Here is a 16,926-nt window from a genome sequence, read left to right on the forward strand (position 1 = left end):
AGGCTAGCCTTTCAGTCGCGCGAGCAGGCGCCGCCACCAGCGGGAGGCGGGTGCCTCCGGCGTGGCCGGCATCAGGGCCTCCCTCTCCCGTTCGAGGAAGTCGGCGATGGGGACGACCTGGGCCGCCCGGTCGAGCATGGGGGCGTGGCCGCAGTCGGGGACCTCCAGCGTGACCAGGCCCGGCTGGGCCTCGGCCATCTTCGCCACGCTGTTCCGGCGCAGCAGCGGCGATTCGGCGCCACGCACCACCATCAGCGGGCAGCGGATGGCCCGCCAGTCGGCCCAGGTGTCGCGGGGGGTGTCGTGGATGAATTGCTCGCCGATGCGGGGATCGTAGTGGTAGGTCCAGCTGCCGTCGGGCAGCCGGCGTGCGCTGCCCAGGGCCAGTCGCCGCCAGGCGTCGTCGCTGTCGATGCCGAACCCGACATAGTGGCGGCGCAGCTCGGCCTCCAGGTCGCCGAAGCGGATGAAGCGGTGGGGGGCGGCGAAGTAGCGGCCCAGGTCGGCGAGGCCCTGGGGGTCCAGCTCCGGTCCCACGTCGTTGAGCACCAGGCGCTCGATGCGCGGGGCCGTCTCGGGGTCCGCCGCCAGCAGCATGCCGATCAGCCCGCCCATGGAGGTGCCCACCCAGGGCACGCTGTCGAGGGCGAAGTGGTCGAGCAGGGCGATGGCCAGGGCGGTGTAGCGCGAATAGAGGTAGTCGTGGGCAGGGAAGAGCGGCCAGCCCGAGAGGCCCCGTCCCGGGGTGTCGGGGGCGAGCACTCGCCAGGCGGGACCCAGTGCCCGGGCGAAGTCCTCGAAGTCGCCGCCGTGGCGGGCCAGGCCATGCCAGGCCACGACCGTCCGGGGCGCCTCGGGGTGCCAGACGCGCACCGCGACCTCCAGCTGTTCGACCTTCACCAGTTCCAGCGCATCCATGGGCGACTCCCTGCGGCGGTTCATGCGGCAAGGCAGCATAGCCGACCCGTGGCGCCAGTTCGAGGTCGCCGGAAGCGTCCGTAGCGGCAGGTCAGGCCCCGGTGCGTCCTCAATCCTATACAGGTCTTGAACAAATGATTATGGTTGTCTAGGATTTTAGTGAGGGAGGCATCAGCCCCTCCCGGCTTGAACGACGTACTCCGCGTTGATGATTCAAGCTCCGTCTGCAATCCCCTGCTTTATTCCGCCCTTGCCCCGAGGGCGGTTTTTTTTTGCGAGGCGAGCCGACGGCAGGATGCGCGGGCGGTGACTATGCTGCAATGCATTATTGCGCTGCGTTCGGCGGTGCCGGCAAGTAGGAAAGATTCTCGGGTGGCTAGTATACATACATGAATGTAGCTATAATTGCCCGCTATTCGCGAACCCCTGACGGTGCGCCCGAGCGGTGACCGCGCCCGATGACACGACCCTGAGTGGAGGCATTCATGCGATTGGTACCCCCGGTGGGGCACGCGCCCCTGAGAACCCTGGCGCTGGTGGGCCTGATGGCCGTTGGCCTGGCTGCCTGCGGGCAGGACAACGGCGAGCAGGCCGGCGGCCCCATGGGCGGCGGTGACCGTCCTCCGCCTCCCGTGGTGGTGGTGGGTGTGGAGCCGCGCAGCGTGGAGGTGATCGAGGAGTATGCCGCGCGGGCCCGGGGCTCCCGCGAGGTCGAGGTGCGCGCCCGGGTCGATGGCATCCTTGAGGAGCGCCTCTACACCGAGGGCCAGGTGGTCGAGGAGGGCGCGGCCCTGTTCCGTATCGATCGCGAGCCCTACGAGATCGCCCTCACGCGCGCCGAGGCCGAGCGGGCCAACGCACAGGCCGAGCTGAACCAGGCCAACCGCGAGTGGCAGCGCATCTCGACGCTGTTCAACCAGAACGCGGTCAGCGAGCGCGAGCGCGACAGCGCCCTTTCCGCCCGCGAGCTGGCCGAGGCGCGCCTGGCGCTGACCGAGGCCGGCGTGGCCAATGCCGAGCTCAACCTCAGCTACACCGAGGTGCGCGCGCCGCTGGCCGGGCTGACCGGCCTCGAGAGCTTCCCCGAGGGCAGCCTGATCGAGCGCGGCACCCTGCTGACCAGCGTGACCCAGCAGGACCCCATCCACGTGCGCTTCTCCCTGCCGGAGCGTGATGCCGCCCTGCAGCGGGCCGCCCGCCGGGCCATGAGCAACGCCGAGGCGGAGGCGCCCCGCGAGGCCTGGTTGACCCTGCCCGACGGCAGCGAATACGCCGAGCCCGGCCTGCTCGACTTCACCGACAGCACCATCGACCCGCGCACCGGCAGCGTCTCGGCTCGTGCCGTGTTCCCCAACCCGGAGGGCATGGTGGTGCCCGGCCAGTTCGTGCGCGTGCGGGTGCTGGTGCAGGAGCTCGACGAGGTCTTCCTGGTGCCCCAGGAGGGGGTCGGCCAGGGCCCCGAGGGGCCGCGTCTCTTCGTGGTCGAGGACGACACCGCCCAGGCGCGCAACGTCGAACTGGGCCCCATCGTCGATGGCCGTCAGGTGGTGCTGTCGGGCCTCGAGGCCGGCGATCGCATCGTGGTCAGCGGCCTGGTGACCCTGCAGGACGGCATGACCGTGCAGGCCAGCGAGGCAGAGTCCGCCGATGAGGTCGACGGCACCGAGACGGCCGCCGAGGCGCTGCCGGACGACGCCGACGACGCGGATGAAGCTGATGAAGCGGACGACGCCGACGAGGAGGCATGATGCTCAGGTTCTTCATCGATCGGCCGATCTTCGCCTCGGTCATCTCCATCCTCATCGTGCTGGCCGGCCTGGCGGCGCTGCGCGCCCTGCCGGTGGAGCAGTACCCCGACGTGGTGCCGCCCCAGGTGGTGGTCCAGGCCAACTACCCGGGGGCGAGCGCCGAGGTGATCGCCGAGGCGGTAGCCGCGCCGCTGGAACAGGAGATCAATGGCGTCGACAACATGCTCTACATGGAGTCGACCTCCACCGACTCCGGCAGCCTGCAGATCACCATCTCCTTCGAGATGGGCACCGACCCGGACCAGGCCGCCATCAACGTCAACAATCGCGTGCAGGCCGCCACCGCCCGCCTGCCCCAGCAGGTGCGCGACCAGGGCGTGCGGGTCGAGGCGCGCTCCAGCAATATCCTGATGGTGCCGGTACTGTTCTCCCCGGACGGCAGCCGCGACGTGCTGTTCATGTCCAACTACGCGCTGCTCAACGTGCTCGACGAACTGGTGCGCATTCCCGGGGTCGGCGACGCCTCGCTGTTCGGCGCCCAGGACTACTCCATGCGCGTCTGGCTGTCACCGGACAAGCTGGCCCAGTATGACCTGACGCCCAACGACGTGGCCGCGGCGATTCGCGAGCAGAACGCCCAGTTCGCCGCCGGCAGCCTCGGTGCCGAGCCGTCACCCCCGGGGCAGGCCTTCACCTTCTCGGTCACCACCCGCGGCCAGCTCTCCGACCCCGAGGAGTTCGAGTCGATCATCCTGCGCGCCGAGCAGGATGGCAGCACCCTGCGGCTGGGCGACGTGGCTCGCGCCGAGCTGGGCTCACAGAACTACGCCTTCTCGGCCACCTACAACGGACAGAACGCCGTGCCCATGGGCGTCTACCTGCAGCCGGGCGCCAATGCCCTGGAGACCGCCGAGGCGGTGCACGAGACCCTGGCGGGCATGTCCGACCGCTTCCCGGAGGGGCTCACCTACACGGTGCCCTACGACACCACCGAGTTCGTCGAGATCTCCATCCGCGAGGTGTTCATCACCCTGCTGATGGCGGTGGGGCTGGTGGTGGTGGTCACCTTCCTGTTCCTCCAGCACTGGCGGGCCACCCTGATCCCGGTGGCGGCCATTCCCGTGTCGCTGATCGGCACCTTCGCCGGCATGCTGGCCTTCGGCTTCTCGGTCAACCTGCTGACGCTGTTCGGCCTGGTACTGGCCATCGGCATCGTGGTGGACAACGCCATCATCGTGCTGGAAAACGTCGACCGTCTGATCAACGAGAAGGGCATGAAGGCTCGCGAGGCCTCCATCGAGACCATGAAGCAGGTGGCCGGTGCGGTGGTCGCCTCGACCCTGGTGCTGGTGGCGGTGTTCGCGCCGGTGACCTTCCTGGGCGGCCTGACCGGCGAGCTCTATCGTCAGTTCGCGGTCACCATCGCGGTCTCCGTGGTGGTCTCCGGCGTGGTGGCGCTGACCCTGACCCCGGCCATGTGCGCGCTGCTGCTGGACAAGCAGTCGCACACCGTGGCGAAGCCCTTCCAGTGGTTCAATGCCGGATTCGACCGGCTCACCGCCGGCTTCGGATGGCTGGTCGGCAAGCTGCTGCGTCACGCGGTGATCGGCATCGTGCTGTTCATCGGGGTGATTGCCGCCACGCTGTTCGCCATGTCGCGCCTGCCGCCGGGCCTGGTGCCCCAGGAGGATCAGGGCGTGGCGCTAGTCGTCTACCAGCTGCCCCAGGTGTCGGCGCTGCCGCGCACCGAAGCGGTACGCGACCAGGTCTCGTCGATGCTGCTGGAGATGGACGAGGTCGACGAGTTCACCTCCTTCGCCGGCTTCGACATCATCGCCGGCGCCCTGCGTACCAATACCGGGGTGGGCTTCGCCAACCTGGCCGACTGGAGCGAGCGCGAGGGTCCCGGCCAGGATGCCCAGTCGCTGACCGGCCGGATCATGGGCATGGGCGGCGGCATTCCCGAGGCGCTGGTGATCTCCTTCGCCCCGCCGCCGATCATGGGCCTGTCGCTGACCGGCGGGGTGGAGGGTTACCTGCAGGTGCGCGGCGAGACCACGCCCCAGGAGATGGCCGAGCTGGCCGGCCGGCTGGCCGCCGCCGCCAACGAGCGCCCCGAGCTGACCAACGCCCGCACCACCCTGGACACCTCGATCCCGCGCTACCGTGCCGAGCTGGACCGCGAGAAGGCGCGCGCCATGGGCGTCCCGGTCAACGATGTCTTCGCCAGCATGCAGAGCACCTTCGGTTCGCTCTACGTGAACGACTTCACCCTGGCCGGGCGCAACTGGCAGGTGAACCTGCAGTCCGAGGGCGAGTTCCGCAGCCGGCCGGAGGACCTCAACAAGGTCTTCGTGCGCTCCGAGTCCGGCGAGATGATCCCGCTCAGCTCGGTGGTGACCCTGACCCGGGAGGCCGGGGCGGACATCCTCAACCGCTACAACGTCTACTCGGCCGCCAAGTTCCTGGCCGATGCGGCACCCGGCTACACCACCGGCCAGGCCAAGGACGCCATGGAGGAGGTGGCCGCCGAGGTGCTGGCGAGCGGCAACGTGATGCTGGGCTGGACCGGCGAGGCCTACCAGCTCGACGCCGCGGCCGGTGCCGGTGGCCTGGCCTTCGGCCTGGGCCTGCTGATGGTGTTCCTGATCCTGGCCGCCCAGTACGAGCGCTGGTCGCTGCCGCTGGCGGTGGCCACGGCGGTGCCTTTCGGGGTGCTGGGGGCGGCACTGGCGGCAATGCTGCGGGGCTTCCCCAACGACATCTACTTCCAGGTGGGCCTGCTGGTGCTGATCGGCCTGGCGGCCAAGAACGCCATCCTGATCGTGGAGTTCGCCGCCCAGAACCGCCGCGAGGGGAAAAGCTCTACCGAGGCCGCCCTGGCCGCTGCGCGCCAGCGCTTCCGGGCGATCCTGATGACGGCCCTGACCTTCATCATCGGCACCCTGCCGCTGGTGTTCGCCAGCGGGGCCGGTGCCAACAGCCGCCAGGAGATCGGCACCGTGGTGGTGGGTGGCATGATCCTGGCCAGCTCCCTGGCGCTGATCTTCGTGCCGCTGGCCTACAAGGTGATGGAGGACCTCGCCAGCTGGCGCCGCGGCCGCAAGGCGGACCGGGCCCAGAAGGAGACGACCCATGCGTAAGGCCGTGCCTGTTCTGCTGCTCTTCACCGCCCTGCTGGCCGGCTGTGCCGTGGGGCCCGACTACCGGCCCCCGGCACTCGACCTGCCCGAGCAGTGGCCCGAACACGTGCTGCTCGGCGATGAGGCCCGCGCCGGCTGGCAGCAGTGGTGGCGTCAGTTCGAGGACCCGCACCTGGATGCCCTGGTGACGCGGGCGGTGGACGACAACCTGGAGCTGCGCCTGCAGCTGGCGCGGATCCAGGAGGCCCGGGCGCGGCTCGGGCTGGCCCGCGCCGAGCAACTGCCCTCGGTCAATGCCCAGGCGGAGGCGTCCCGCGAGCGAACCCCGGGGACCCTGTCGCCCTTCGGGGAGAGCACCGACAACACCTTCTCCCTGGCCGGCGTGCTCGACTATGAGCTCGACCTGTGGGGGCGCCTGGCCCGCGAGCGCGAGATCGCCGAGGCCCAGCTCGAGCAGAGCGCCTTCGCCCATGACGCGGTGCGCCTCAACGTCATCGCCGACGTGGTGGCCACCTACTTCGACCTGCGCAGCGCCCAGCGCCAGCTGCGCATCACCGAGGCGACGGCGGAATCCCGCGAGGAGACCTTCCGGCTGGAGCAGCTGCGCTTCGACGTGGGCGAAAGCGACGAGCTGGCCCTGCGTCAGGCCCAGTCGGAGCTGGAGTCGACCCTGGCCCAGCTGCCCTCCCAGCGTGAGCGGGTCAGGGTGCTGGAGGGGGCGCTGGGGCTGCTGGTGGGGATGACGCCCGCCGAGCTGATGGCCGAGCTGGACTATGGCGACACCCGCCTGGAGGCGATCGCCCTGCCCGACGGCGTGCCGGCGGTGCTGCCCTCGGCGCTGCTGGCTCGCCGCCCCGACATCCGCTCCGCCGAGGCGGGGCTGATCGCCGCCAATGCCGGCATCGGGGTGGCCGAGGCGAGCCGTCTGCCGCGCTTCAACCTGGGGAGTCTGCTCGGCACGGCGGCCGGCGATGCCGGCGATCTCTTCACCTCGGCGGCCGGCACCTGGGGGCTCTCCGCCACGGTGATGGGGCCGCTGTTCGACTTCGGGCGCAGCGCCTCGCGCATCGACACCGCCGAAGCCCTGGCCGAGCAGGCGGAGATCCAGTATCGCGCCACCGTGGCCCAGGCCTTCAACGAGGTGCGCAACGCCCTGGTCACCTACGAGACCAGCGGCGAGCGGGTCGAGGCGACGCGTCGTCAGGTGGCGGCCTTCGAGCGGACCCTGGAACTGGCCGAGGTGCGCTATCGGGAGGGGTTCGTGGGCTTCATCGAGCTGCTCGATGCCCAGCGCGCGCTGCTCGCCGCGGAGCTGGCGCTCTCCGAGGCGATGCGCGACCGCCTGACCGCCACCGCCACGCTGTTCAAGGCGCTGGGCGGCGGCTGGCAGGTCGACGGCTGAGCCGGGAGGGCCAGCCATGTCATCCGTGGGCGCGCCACGCTCGCGGATGACTATCCTGCTGAGAAGATAATGGACGGCCTGGCGATGGGATCAGGCCGCTGGACCACAAGGGAGAGACTGTCATGGCGACCCGAATCACCTCCACCCGGCGGGAGGACGGCATCCAGATACTGAAGATCAGCTGCCCCGAGCGCCGCAACATCCTCGACGAGGCAAGCTATGAGCTGCTGATCGAGGGGCTCGAGGCGGCCGAGGCGGACGAGGGGATCAAGGTACTGATCATCACCGGCACCGAGAACTGCTTCACCGCCGGCAACGACCTGGCCAACTACCGGGCGCTGGCCCAGGCCGACCGCGTGCCGGCCATCACCTTCCTGCGCCGCCTGCACGCCTTCCCCAAGCCGGTCATCGCCGCCGCGGAGGGCATCGCCATGGGGCTGGGGATCTCGATGCTGCTGCACAGCGACTTCGCCTACGCGGGCAACGCCACCCGCTTCCAGCTGCCCTTCACGAACTTCGCCCTGACCCCCCTGGGGGGCACCACCTGGCTGCTGCCGCGGCTGGCCGGCGGCAAGGCGGCCAGCCAGATGTTGCTGCTGGGACAGCCCTTCAGTGCCCGGCAGGCCTGCGACATCGGCCTGCTGACCGATACGGCACCCGATGGCCGGGCGCTGGAACAGGCCTTCGACTGTGCCGCGCGGCTGCTGGCCAAGCCCGTCGATGCACTGCTGGCCACCAAGGCGCTGATGCGTGCGGCGGACGCCGAGGCGATCGGCGAGGCGCTGAATCGGGAGGAGCAGGCGCTGCTGGCGCGTTGCCGCTCTTCGGAGGCCCAGGGCGCCATCGACGCCTTCTTCGCCACCCGGCACGGGCGCTGAGGCAGGGCGGCGGGGGCATCGCCCGGGCGGGGCGCGCCGCCCGGGTCACTCACCGGCGGCAGGCGGAGGGCCGCAGAGCCTCAGCTGGGTCTCCACCAGCACCATGCCCTGCTCGACGATCGAGAACTGCTTGTGGTTGCGCAGCCAGTCGTGGAACAGGCCGCCGAGCATGGACTGCATCAGCCTGGCGGCCAGTTCCGGCGAGAGGTCCCCGCGGAGCTGGCCCAGGCGGGCGGCGCAGGCGAAGTAGTCGCGCAGGGCACCGCAGGCCTCCTCGGCCATCTCGTTCTGCATGGCCAGCGGGTCGATGTCGCCGAACACCTCGCAGTGGTGGATCAGGATGGCGTGGACGCGTCGATAGCGCGGCTGCTCGAGGCGCTCGAAGCCCTTCCGGATGGCCAGCCGGATCGCCTCCAGGGGGCGTTCGGCGAGGCTCGGGTCGCCGATCTCCTCCACCAGTTCCCGGAACGGCATGCGCACCCGCTGCAGCATGGCCTGGAAGAGATCGGCCTTGTTGCGGAAGTGCCAGTAGACGGCGCCTCGCGTCATGCCGGCATGGCGCGCGATCTGCTCCAGCGAGGTGCGTGCCACGCCTCTCTCCAGGAACACCGCCTCGGCGGCATCGAGCAGGGCCTCGCGGGTCGCGGCCGCCTCGGCTTTGGTCTTTCGGGCCATGCAGGACGATCTCCCTGAATCACTCATCGACCCGCATTCTACCCGAACGACGCCGATTTTACATTCGCTGATGTATGGTTCTTGGCTCGGCGGCGGCACCGCTCGTCAGCGGGCCGCAAGCCGGGTATAAACGGAAGCCATGCCCCTGTCACAGGACGACACCCCATGGCCCGTGCTCCCCTCGAACTCGCCGACATCCGCATCGCCCCGGGGTCGCGAACCCAGATCGACGTCCCCGTGGCAAAGCTCTACACCCACGCGCCGCTCTACATCCCCGTGGAGGTGGTGCACGGCCGCCAGGCGGGGCCGACGCTGCTGGTCTGCGGCGGCATCCATGGCGATGAGATCAACAGCGTGGAGATCGTGCGCCGGCTGCTGCGCTCCAAGCAGATCCAGGGCCTGCGCGGCACGCTGATTGCCGCGCCCATCGTCAACGTGTTCGGCTTCGTCCAGCACAGCCGCTACCTGCCGGACCGCCGCGACCTCAACCGCTGCTTCCCCGGCAGCGAGTCGGGCTCGCTGGGGGGGCGGGTGGCGGCGCTGTTCCGCGAGCAGATCGTCGACCACGCCTCCCATATCATCGACCTGCATACCGGGGCGATCCATCGCACCAACCTGCCGCAGATCCGCGCCCAGCTGACTCCGGGTGGCGAGACGGAGCGCATGGCCAACGCCTTCGGGGCGCCGGTGATCCTCAATGCCGAGCTGCGCGAGGGCAGCCTGCGGCACTATGCCCAGAACCGTGGCATCCCGGTGCTCACCTACGAGGCGGGGGAGGCGCTGCGCTTCGACGAGTGGGCGATCACGCCCGGGGTGCGCGGGGTGCTGCGGGTGATGCGTCGGCTGGGAATGCTGACCGGCGAACAGCGCCGGCGGCCGCCGCCGGCGGCGGAGATCGCCAACGGCTCGAGCTGGGCGCGGGCGCCCATCGACGGCATCCTCAGGCCCCAGGTGCGCCTGGGGGCGCGGGTGGCCAGGGGCGAGCTGCTGGGCCGGGTGGCCGACCCGTTCGGCAACGCGGAAGGGGAGGTGAGGTCCATGGCCGACGGTATCGTCATCGGCATGAGCCGGTTGCCGCTGGCCAATGAGGGGGAGGCGCTCTTCCACATCGCCCGCTTCGATGCCATCGAGGAGGCCGAGAGCGCCATCGAGGACTTCCACTCCAGCCTGGCGCCACCACCCGACCCGCTCTACTGAGGGAGGCGCCCGCCGGGGTGCGTCGTCAGGCCGCGTCGGCGGGTTCGCGCTCGGCAACCAGGCTCAGGGCGTCGTCGAAGACGCGCAGGCAGGCGCCCTCGAGGTGGCCGTTCTCGGAGAGGTGGCGGCGGAAGCGCCGTCCCCCCGGCTGGCCCTGGAAGAGCCCCAGCAGGTGGCGGGTGATGTGGTTGAGCTTGGCGCCCTCCTCGAGGCGCCGGGCGATGTAGGGGCGGAAGGCCCGCGCCGCCGCGTGGCGGCTGACCGCCGGCCCCGGCTCGCCGTAGAGCGCCTGGTCCACGTCGGCCAGCAGCCAGGGGTTCTGGTAGGCCTCGCGCCCCACCATCACGCTGTCCACCTGTTCGAGCTGCGCCCGACACGCGTCGAGGGTCTTGACGCCGCCGTTGATGCCGATATGCAGCTCGGGGTGGGTCGCCTTGAGGCGGTGCACCCGGGGGTAGTTGAGCGGCGGGATATCGCGGTTCTCTTTCGGCGAGAGCCCCTGCAGCCAGGCCTTGCGGGCATGCACGATGAACACCTCGCAGCCGGCATCCGCTACCGTGGCGATAAAGCGCTCGAGGTCGGCGTCCTCGTCCTGGTCGTCGATGCCGATGCGGCACTTCACGGTGACCGGGATCGACACCGCGTCGCGCATGGCGCGCACCCCGGCAGCCACCTTCTCGGGATGGCCCATCAGGCAGGCGCCGATCAGGTTGTTCTGCACCCGGTCGCTCGGGCAGCCCACGTTGAGGTTGACCTCGTCATAGCCCCAGGCCTCGGCGATGGCCGCGCACTCGGCGAGCTCGCCCGGGTCGCTGCCGCCCAGCTGCAGGGCCAGCGGATGCTCCACTTCGTCGAAGCCCAGGAAGCGCTCCCGTGGGCTGCCGTGCAGGATGGCGCCGGTGGTGACCATCTCGGTGTAGAGCAGCGCACGACGGGTCAGGGTGCGGGCGAACGCGCGGTAGTCGCGGGTCGTCCAATCCATCATCGGCGCGACGGAGAAGGTGCGGTCGAGCTGGGGCATCGGGCATCACGGGGTTGTTCTGGGAGGCCGGTATTCTACCAGCCCCCGCCGCGTGTTGCCCATGTCGGTGATGCCGCCTCCAGGCCAGCCTAGCCGGCCCGGGAGAAGGCGATCGGGTCCAGCTCGTGGAGCCCGATGGTGACGGCGGCCTGGCAGTTCAGGCAGCGCAGGGTGCCGGTGTCGCGGGAGAGCCCCTCGACCCGGAAGCGGCCGAGGCGGAGGTCGGTCGGCTCTTCGCGGTTGCCACACTGCCGGCAGATGAGGGTCAGGCCATGTACCTTGTGGGTGAGGGTGATGGTGTCCACGCCTACCTCCTGCTTCGTGATGGGGAGTATTGCCGGGATGCGGGAAGGCAGGTCCGGGCGTCCCGGCGTCCCACTCAGGAACCCTATGCCATCTCCGTCGCGAGCGCCCGTGAAAATGCTTCAAGCGCGACCGGGGATAACCTTGGAACCTTTCTGCGAGATGACGGCCATGTCCCACGAACTGACGGACCACCAGAGGGAGCTGCTGGCACGCGTGCTGCAGCATGGCGGGGTGCTCTCTTCGCCCTTCGGCCACTCCGATGAGGATGCTCTGCTGCCGGCGCTACGCGAGGATATCGCGGCGCTCGAGGCGCAGGGGCTGATCACGGTGACGGCACATGAAGCCCCCGGCCAGGGCGAGACCCTGACGCTGACCGAGCAGGGCTATGCGGCCCTCGGCATGAGCTGAACGCCAGGCGTCCGCTGTCGGCGCGGGCCTGGCGGTCAGGCGGTGAACACCGTGTAGAGCATCTGTAGCGCCAGGGCCATCAGCATGACGGCGAACACCCGCCTGAGGATGCCCACCGGCAGCCGGTGGGCGAGCCGCGCGCCGAGGGGGGCGGTAAGGATGCTGAATGGCGCCATGAGCAGCAGCGCGGGCAGGTAGACATAGCCCCAGGCGGCATCCGGCAGGCCCGCGGTGCTCCAGCCGTTGATGACGTAGCCCAGTGCCCCGGCCAGGGCGATCGGCAGCCCCACCGCGGCCGAGGTGCCGATGGCGTGGGGCAGCCGGACGTTGCACCAGGTCAGGAAGGGCACGGTGAGCGAGCCGCCGCCGATGGCCACCAGCGCCGAGATGCCGCCGATGCCGAGCCCGGCGCCGGACAGGCCGACCGCACCCGGCAGGGTGCGGGTCGGCTTGGGCTTCAGGTTGACGAGCATCTGCAGCGACATAAGCACCATGAAGCCAGCGAAGAAGATCGCCAGGCCGCGGGTCGGCATCAGGGCGGCGACGAAGGTGGCCAGGAAGGTCCCGGCGAGGATGGCCGGGGTGATGTGGCGCACGATGGGCCAGCGCACCGCGCCATGCCGGTGGTGTGACCAGAGGCTGGCCGAGGCCGACGGCACGATGGCCGCCATGGCGGTGCCCAGCGCCAGGTGGGCGATGTGCTCGTGGGGGACCCCCTGAATCACGAACAGCGAGGTCAGGATCGGCACCATGATGCCGCCGCCGCCGATGCCGAGCAGGCCGGCCATCAGGCCGACGAAGCTTCCCAGGGCCAGGTAGGCCAACCACCAGATGGGATCCAATGCCCTCTCTCCTTCCGCGGGTTCGTTCGGTGCCTGATCTCAGGCGATGAAGGCAGCAGTGTAGAGGAAAACGCGCGGCGAAGGGGCCGGGGCCCCGGCCGGCCATTGTCTAGTCGCCGCGGCTTGACCCGCGTCGGGGTCGGCGGCAGCGGCAATGTGCTATGAAGAAGGGGCAGGGCAGCGCCGTGCGGGCGCTGCCGGCCATGTCACGACCACAGGAGAGGGCATCATGGCGGACCGCAAGGCGAGACTGGAGGGGCTGCGTGACGAGCTGATCGAGCGGATCGAGCGCTACCGGGCCCACAAGGAGCAGAGGAACGGCCCGCTGGACAAGGACATGGAGGAGCAGGCCGTCGAACTGCAGAACGATGAGGTGGTCGATTCTCTGGAGAATGAGGCCGAGGAGGAGCTGCATCAGGTGATGCACGCCCTGGGGCGCCTCGAGTCAGGGGAAGGGGAGCGCTGTGAGGCCTGTGGTGAGCCGATCCTGCCTGCCCGGCTGGAGGCGCTGCCCTATACCACCCTGTGCCGGGAGTGTGCCGAGTCGCGTTGACCCGCCATGCAGGACGCGCCCCCCGTGCCGGTGGTAGCCTGAGGCCAGGATCATCGGCTGGGAGGTCGCGAATGAATGCGTGGTGTCGGTGGTGTGGCGCGGGCCTGTTGGCCCTGCTGCTGGCGGGCTGTGGCGGCGACGGCGGCGATACGGCGCCGGACGAGGGCCTGGACGAGGCCGAGGTGACCGAAGGGGCGCAGGCGCAGCCGACGCCCGAGCCTGAGCCCGAGGTGGAGCCATTCACCGAACCCGTCGCGATCGATTTCACGGCCAGCCTGCGCAGCGATCGGCGCCTGATGGTGGAGGGCGAGAGCAATCTGCCCGATGATACCCGGCTGCGGGTCGTGGTCGAGCGCGAGCTCAGCGGCGTCCGCTGGCAGTCGAGGATCACCCTGAATGATGGGCGCTTCGCCGCGGGGCCCTTCGGCCCGGGCAGCGGGCTCCCCGACGGTGGCTACACCATCACGGTTCACCTGCCGGAGGCGAGCGTCCAGCCGTTGGCGGTGCGTCGGCGCCTGGGCGACCAGGGCGAGCATCTGACGGGGCCGTTGGTCAGCATGTCACGCCATGGCCTGGGCCAGGTGGCCAGCACTTCCCGCCGCTTCCTGGTGGGCAACGAGCCGCGACGCACCACCGACCGGGTCGAGGTGCTGGGTATCGAGTGATGGGGGATCCGAGAGTGGAGGGCGGACGGGAAGAGCTCAGAGCGCCTCTGCCCGCCAGCGTGCCACCAGCTTGCCGAGCAGGCGGGTGTCGGGGGTGTAGCCGACCACTTCATCGCTCTCCTCGGCCTGGAACTGCAGTTCGCCCGTGGGGCCCTGGCTCACCCGGCGGATGCAGTGGCGCCCCTCGCGCTCGACCAGGTAGAGCCCGGTCTGGCGGAAGATCTCGGTGGGCGCCACCGCGACGAGGTCGCCCGCCGCGATGAAGTCGAAGGTTTCGCCCGGTACCGGGGTGAGCAGGAAGCAGTCGCCCTCCCACTCCTGGGCGGGGACCAGTTCGAAGGGCATCTCGATGCGGCCGGCCCCCGGATCCTGCCAGGGGGCCGGAGGGTCGCTGCGCAGGTAGAGCGGCTTCGCCCGTCCGCTGGACTCTCCCTCGATCAGCCGCGAGAGGGGACAGCCCAGGGCCTCCGCCAGTGCGACCAGCCGCTCGTGGCCGATCTGCTTGATGGCGCCGGACTCCCAGTACGAGATGGTCACATCGGAGACGCCTACCCGGCGCGCCAGGGCGGCCTTGTTGAGGTTTGCCTCCAGCCGAAGCTCCTTGATACGCGGGCCTAGTGAGTCCATGGGCGTTTCCTGTCGAGACATAATCGGGGGCTAATGGCCCCGGGGATGATCAGCGATCGGCCGGGGTTGTGCAACAGCGCGCATCAACGCTGGGTAGCGATGCTGCGTTGAAACATCGGCTTTGGCGGCAGGCCGGCTACCAGGCGACGGGGTCGCCGGCCCAGTCGTAGAAGCTGCCGCTCTCCTCGGGGGTGCGATCGCCCAGCACCGCGAGCAGCCGCTCGGCCACGAAGGCGGGGTCGAACAGCTTGCCCTCGGGCACCCGGGCCTGGAAGGGCTTCGACAGGGGGGTATCGGTGGTGCCGGGGTGCAGGCAGACCACCGTGCTTTCGGGGTTGAGGCGGCGTAGCTCCACGGCGGCGGTCTTCATCAGCATGTTGTGGGCGGCCTTGCTGGCGCGGTAGGCGTACCAGCCCCCCAGGCGGTTGTCCCCGATCGACCCTACCCGGGCGGAGAGGCTGCCGATGAGGGCAGGGTGGCGCCCCTGCAGGCTGCCCTGAAGGGTCTTGAGCAGCAGGGCGGGCGTGGCGGCGTTGACGTGCATCAGCCGGGCCAGGGCCTCGGCCTCCAGGGCGTCCAGACGCTTCTCGGGGGCAATGCCGCGCGAGGTGTCGTGGAGCAGGCCGATGGCATTGAAGAGCAGGTGGACGGGGGCATCCTGCAGGTGTCGCGACACCGTGGCGAGGCCCTCGGGGGTCGTCACATCGGCGCAGAGCGACGTGTAGCGCGGGTCCCCTCGGGAGGTCTCGCGCCGGCTGACGCCGAGCACCCGACCGGGGCGATCGCTGGCCAGCAGGGCATCGATCACGGCACTGCCGATCCCTCCCGAGGCGCCGGTGACCAGGGCGGTGAATCCATGGGGCAGTCGGGGCAGCATCCGGTGGTCTCCTCGTGACGGTGTCCGACATGGACCGCAGGCGTGAGCGATGATTCCCCGCGGCGGCTGCCCACGCCAGGCGAGGTGCGTATAATGCCGCCAGTCAATTCCATTCATGGTTCCGGGATAACGCACGACATGACCGTACGCACTCGTATCGCGCCGTCACCGACCGGTGATCCCCACGTGGGCACCGCCTATATCGCCCTGTTCAATCTCTGCTTTGCGCGCCAGCATGGTGGCCAGTTCATCCTGCGCATCGAGGATACCGACCGTGTGCGCTCTACCGCCGAATCCGAGCAGATGATCCTCGACTCGCTGCGCTGGCTCGGCCTGGAGTGGGACGAGGGGCCCGATGTGGGCGGCCCCCACGGCCCCTACCGGCAGAGCGAGCGCGGCGACATCTACGGCGAGTACGCGCGCCAGCTGATCGAGGCCGGGCACGCCTTCAGGTGCTACCGCACCAGCGAGGAGCTCGACGAGCTGCGCGAGGCGCGCAAGGCGGCCGGCATGCAGCTGGCCCTCAAGCCCGCCGACCTGGCCCTGCCGGCCGAGGAGCAGGCGCGCCGCGAGAAGGAGGGCTGGCCCCACGTGGTTCGGATGGCGGTGCCCAACCACGGCACCTGCGTGATCCAGGACATGCTGCGCGGCACCATCGAGGTGGACTGGGCCCAGGTGGATGCCCAGATCCTGCTCAAGTCCGACGGCATGCCCACCTATCACCTGGCCAACGTGGTGGATGACCACCTGATGGGCATCACCCACGTGCTGCGCGGCGAGGAGTGGATCAACTCGGCGCCCAAGCACCAGCTGCTCTACGAGTACTTCGGCTGGGAGATGCCCCAGCTCTGCCACATGCCGTTGCTGCGCAACCCCGACAAGTCCAAGCTTTCCAAGCGCAAGAACCCGACGTCCATCAACTACTACCGGCGCATGGGGTTCCTGCCCCAGGCGGTGATCAACTACCTGGGCCGCATGGGCTGGTCGATGCCCGACGAGCGCGAGAAATTCAGCCTCGATGAGATGATGGCCCACTTCGACATCCAGCGGGTCTCGCTGGGCGGCCCTGTGTTCGACCTGGAGAAGCTCACCTGGCTCAACGGCCTCTACATCCGCGAGGAGCTCGACGACGAGGCGTTCCTCAAGGCGCTGATGGAGTGGGCCTTCAACGAGCGCTACGTAAAGGAGATCCTGCCCCAGGTGCGCCCGCGGGTGGAGACCCTCTCCGAGGTGGTGCCCCTGGCCGGCCACTTCTTCTCAGGCCTGCCGGCGATCGGCGAGGAGAGCTTCGACAACGTCAAGCTGGGCCGCGAGGACCTGGTCAGGCTGCTGCAGTTCCTGGTGTGGCGCTTCGAGGCCGTGCCGGCCTGGCACAAGGAGCTCCTGCTCGGGGAGGTGAAGGCGCTGGCCGGCCACTTCGACCTGAAGATGAAGGAGTTCCTGGCGCCGGTGTTCATCGCCATCACCGGCTCCAGCGCCAGCACCTCGGTCATGGACGCCATGGCGATCCTCGGCTCCGACATGACCCGGGCGCGCCTGCGCCATGCCATCGAGGTGCTGGGCGGCGTCTCCAAGAAGCAGGCCAAGCGCTTCGAGAAGGAATTCCGCGAGCTCTCATGATTTCCTGTTGACGAAGTCGGGGCGGATCAGTAACATACGCCTCGTC

At 69.7% G+C, this 16,926-nt stretch carries 16 protein-coding genes; 9 read left to right on the forward strand and 7 right to left on the reverse strand.

The window, feature by feature from the left end:
- Positions 1–3 precede the first annotated feature (3 nt).
- A complete protein-coding gene (locus NFC98_RS05090) occupies positions 4–918 on the reverse strand; it encodes an alpha/beta fold hydrolase (RefSeq protein ID WP_254277056.1) in 915 nt (304 codons plus the stop codon).
- Positions 919–1,403: 485 nt separating this feature from the next.
- Here NFC98_RS05090 and NFC98_RS05095 point away from each other — a divergent pair, with 485 nt between their 5' ends.
- The 4 genes from NFC98_RS05095 (at position 1,404) to NFC98_RS05110 (ending at position 8,089) form a co-directional block, all read left to right on the forward strand.
- Positions 1,404–2,666, forward strand: coding sequence for an efflux RND transporter periplasmic adaptor subunit (locus NFC98_RS05095; protein WP_254277057.1), 1,263 nt, complete (start codon positions 1,404–1,406; stop codon positions 2,664–2,666).
- A complete protein-coding gene (locus NFC98_RS05100) occupies positions 2,663–5,809 on the forward strand; it encodes an efflux RND transporter permease subunit (RefSeq protein WP_254277058.1) in 3,147 nt (1,048 codons plus the stop codon). The genes NFC98_RS05095 and NFC98_RS05100 overlap by 4 nt, the downstream gene beginning before the upstream one ends.
- Positions 5,802–7,211: an efflux transporter outer membrane subunit gene (locus NFC98_RS05105; RefSeq protein WP_254277059.1), complete on the forward strand. Its 1,410-nt coding sequence runs from the start codon at positions 5,802–5,804 to the stop codon at positions 7,209–7,211. Before NFC98_RS05100 ends, NFC98_RS05105 begins: the two co-directional genes overlap by 8 nt.
- Positions 7,212–7,333: 122 nt before the next feature.
- Complete coding sequence (locus NFC98_RS05110) at positions 7,334–8,089, forward strand: enoyl-CoA hydratase/isomerase family protein (protein WP_254277060.1); 756 nt, start codon at positions 7,334–7,336, stop codon at positions 8,087–8,089.
- 45 nt (positions 8,090–8,134) lie between these two features.
- On the opposite strand, the gene NFC98_RS05115 is transcribed toward NFC98_RS05110, so the two are convergent.
- Positions 8,135–8,764, reverse strand: coding sequence for a TetR family transcriptional regulator (locus NFC98_RS05115; RefSeq protein ID WP_254277061.1), 630 nt, complete (start codon positions 8,762–8,764; stop codon positions 8,135–8,137).
- A gap of 165 nt (positions 8,765–8,929) precedes the next feature.
- On the opposite strand from NFC98_RS05115, the gene NFC98_RS05120 reads away from it, so the two are divergent.
- Positions 8,930–9,961: a succinylglutamate desuccinylase/aspartoacylase family protein gene (locus tag NFC98_RS05120; protein WP_254277062.1), complete on the forward strand. Its 1,032-nt coding sequence runs from the start codon at positions 8,930–8,932 to the stop codon at positions 9,959–9,961.
- 25 nt (positions 9,962–9,986) lie between these two features.
- Here NFC98_RS05120 and dusA read toward each other — a convergent pair whose 3' ends face one another.
- Positions 9,987–10,982, reverse strand: coding sequence for a tRNA dihydrouridine(20/20a) synthase DusA (gene dusA / locus NFC98_RS05125; protein ID WP_254277063.1), 996 nt, complete (start codon positions 10,980–10,982; stop codon positions 9,987–9,989).
- 89 nt (positions 10,983–11,071) lie between these two features.
- Positions 11,072–11,287, reverse strand: coding sequence for a hypothetical protein (locus NFC98_RS05130; RefSeq protein WP_183330433.1), 216 nt, complete (start codon positions 11,285–11,287; stop codon positions 11,072–11,074).
- Between the two features lie 169 nt (positions 11,288–11,456).
- Here NFC98_RS05130 and NFC98_RS05135 point away from each other — a divergent pair, with 169 nt between their 5' ends.
- Positions 11,457–11,696 carry a hypothetical protein gene (locus NFC98_RS05135; protein ID WP_254277064.1) on the forward strand — a complete coding sequence of 80 codons (240 nt, stop codon included), beginning with the start codon at positions 11,457–11,459 and terminating at the stop codon, positions 11,694–11,696.
- A 35-nt stretch (positions 11,697–11,731) separates the two neighbouring features.
- Here NFC98_RS05135 and NFC98_RS05140 read toward each other — a convergent pair whose 3' ends face one another.
- Positions 11,732–12,538, reverse strand: a complete 807-nt coding sequence (locus NFC98_RS05140) for a sulfite exporter TauE/SafE family protein (protein WP_254277065.1) — start codon at positions 12,536–12,538, stop codon at positions 11,732–11,734.
- A gap of 229 nt (positions 12,539–12,767) precedes the next feature.
- Here NFC98_RS05140 and NFC98_RS05145 point away from each other — a divergent pair, with 229 nt between their 5' ends.
- Together NFC98_RS05145 and NFC98_RS05150 are read left to right on the forward strand one after the other, a co-directional pair.
- Complete coding sequence (locus NFC98_RS05145) at positions 12,768–13,091, forward strand: TraR/DksA C4-type zinc finger protein (RefSeq protein ID WP_183330436.1); 324 nt, start codon at positions 12,768–12,770, stop codon at positions 13,089–13,091.
- Positions 13,092–13,162: 71 nt separating this feature from the next.
- Complete coding sequence (locus tag NFC98_RS05150; protein ID WP_254277066.1) at positions 13,163–13,756, forward strand: hypothetical protein; 594 nt, start codon at positions 13,163–13,165, stop codon at positions 13,754–13,756.
- A 36-nt stretch (positions 13,757–13,792) separates the two neighbouring features.
- Here the strand turns inward: NFC98_RS05150 and NFC98_RS05155 are convergent, their stop codons facing one another.
- Together NFC98_RS05155 and NFC98_RS05160 are read right to left on the reverse strand one after the other, a co-directional pair.
- Entirely contained in the window at positions 13,793–14,383 is a 591-nt protein-coding gene (locus NFC98_RS05155) for a helix-turn-helix domain-containing protein (protein ID WP_183330438.1), read from the reverse strand.
- Between the two features lie 136 nt (positions 14,384–14,519).
- The gene (locus NFC98_RS05160; RefSeq protein WP_254277067.1) at positions 14,520–15,260 is read right to left on the reverse strand and encodes an SDR family NAD(P)-dependent oxidoreductase; all 741 of its coding nucleotides are present in this window, start codon (positions 15,258–15,260) and stop codon (positions 14,520–14,522) included.
- Positions 15,261–15,398: 138 nt separating this feature from the next.
- On the opposite strand from NFC98_RS05160, the gene gltX reads away from it, so the two are divergent.
- Positions 15,399–16,880, forward strand: a complete 1,482-nt coding sequence (gene gltX / locus NFC98_RS05165; RefSeq protein WP_254277068.1) for a glutamate--tRNA ligase — start codon at positions 15,399–15,401, stop codon at positions 16,878–16,880.
- Positions 16,881–16,926: the final 46 nt, after the last annotated feature.

The organism is Halomonas sp. 3H, assembly GCF_024206005.1.
In the GTDB taxonomy this organism is placed as follows: domain Bacteria; phylum Pseudomonadota; class Gammaproteobacteria; order Pseudomonadales; family Halomonadaceae; genus Halomonas; species Halomonas campaniensis.

What these genes read in the sequence shown, in the direction of transcription:
- NFC98_RS05090 (WP_254277056.1), bottom strand. Translation starts at nt 918, where the DNA reads ATGGATGCGCTGGAACTGGTGAAGGTCGAACAGCTGGAGGTCGCGGTG.
- NFC98_RS05095 (WP_254277057.1), top strand. Translation starts at nt 1,404, where the DNA reads ATGCGATTGGTACCCCCGGTGGGGCACGCGCCCCTGAGAACCCTGGCG.
- NFC98_RS05100 (WP_254277058.1), top strand. Translation starts at nt 2,663, where the DNA reads ATGATGCTCAGGTTCTTCATCGATCGGCCGATCTTCGCCTCGGTCATC.
- NFC98_RS05105 (WP_254277059.1), top strand. Translation starts at nt 5,802, where the DNA reads ATGCGTAAGGCCGTGCCTGTTCTGCTGCTCTTCACCGCCCTGCTGGCC.
- NFC98_RS05110 (WP_254277060.1), top strand. Translation starts at nt 7,334, where the DNA reads ATGGCGACCCGAATCACCTCCACCCGGCGGGAGGACGGCATCCAGATA.
- NFC98_RS05115 (WP_254277061.1), bottom strand. Translation starts at nt 8,764, where the DNA reads ATGGCCCGAAAGACCAAAGCCGAGGCGGCCGCGACCCGCGAGGCCCTG.
- NFC98_RS05120 (WP_254277062.1), top strand. Translation starts at nt 8,930, where the DNA reads ATGGCCCGTGCTCCCCTCGAACTCGCCGACATCCGCATCGCCCCGGGG.
- dusA (WP_254277063.1), bottom strand. Translation starts at nt 10,982, where the DNA reads ATGCCCCAGCTCGACCGCACCTTCTCCGTCGCGCCGATGATGGATTGG.
- NFC98_RS05135 (WP_254277064.1), top strand. Translation starts at nt 11,457, where the DNA reads ATGTCCCACGAACTGACGGACCACCAGAGGGAGCTGCTGGCACGCGTG.
- NFC98_RS05145 (WP_183330436.1), top strand. Translation starts at nt 12,768, where the DNA reads ATGGCGGACCGCAAGGCGAGACTGGAGGGGCTGCGTGACGAGCTGATC.
- NFC98_RS05150 (WP_254277066.1), top strand. Translation starts at nt 13,163, where the DNA reads ATGAATGCGTGGTGTCGGTGGTGTGGCGCGGGCCTGTTGGCCCTGCTG.
- NFC98_RS05155 (WP_183330438.1), bottom strand. Translation starts at nt 14,383, where the DNA reads ATGGACTCACTAGGCCCGCGTATCAAGGAGCTTCGGCTGGAGGCAAAC.
- NFC98_RS05160 (WP_254277067.1), bottom strand. Translation starts at nt 15,260, where the DNA reads ATGCTGCCCCGACTGCCCCATGGATTCACCGCCCTGGTCACCGGCGCC.
- gltX (WP_254277068.1), top strand. Translation starts at nt 15,399, where the DNA reads ATGACCGTACGCACTCGTATCGCGCCGTCACCGACCGGTGATCCCCAC.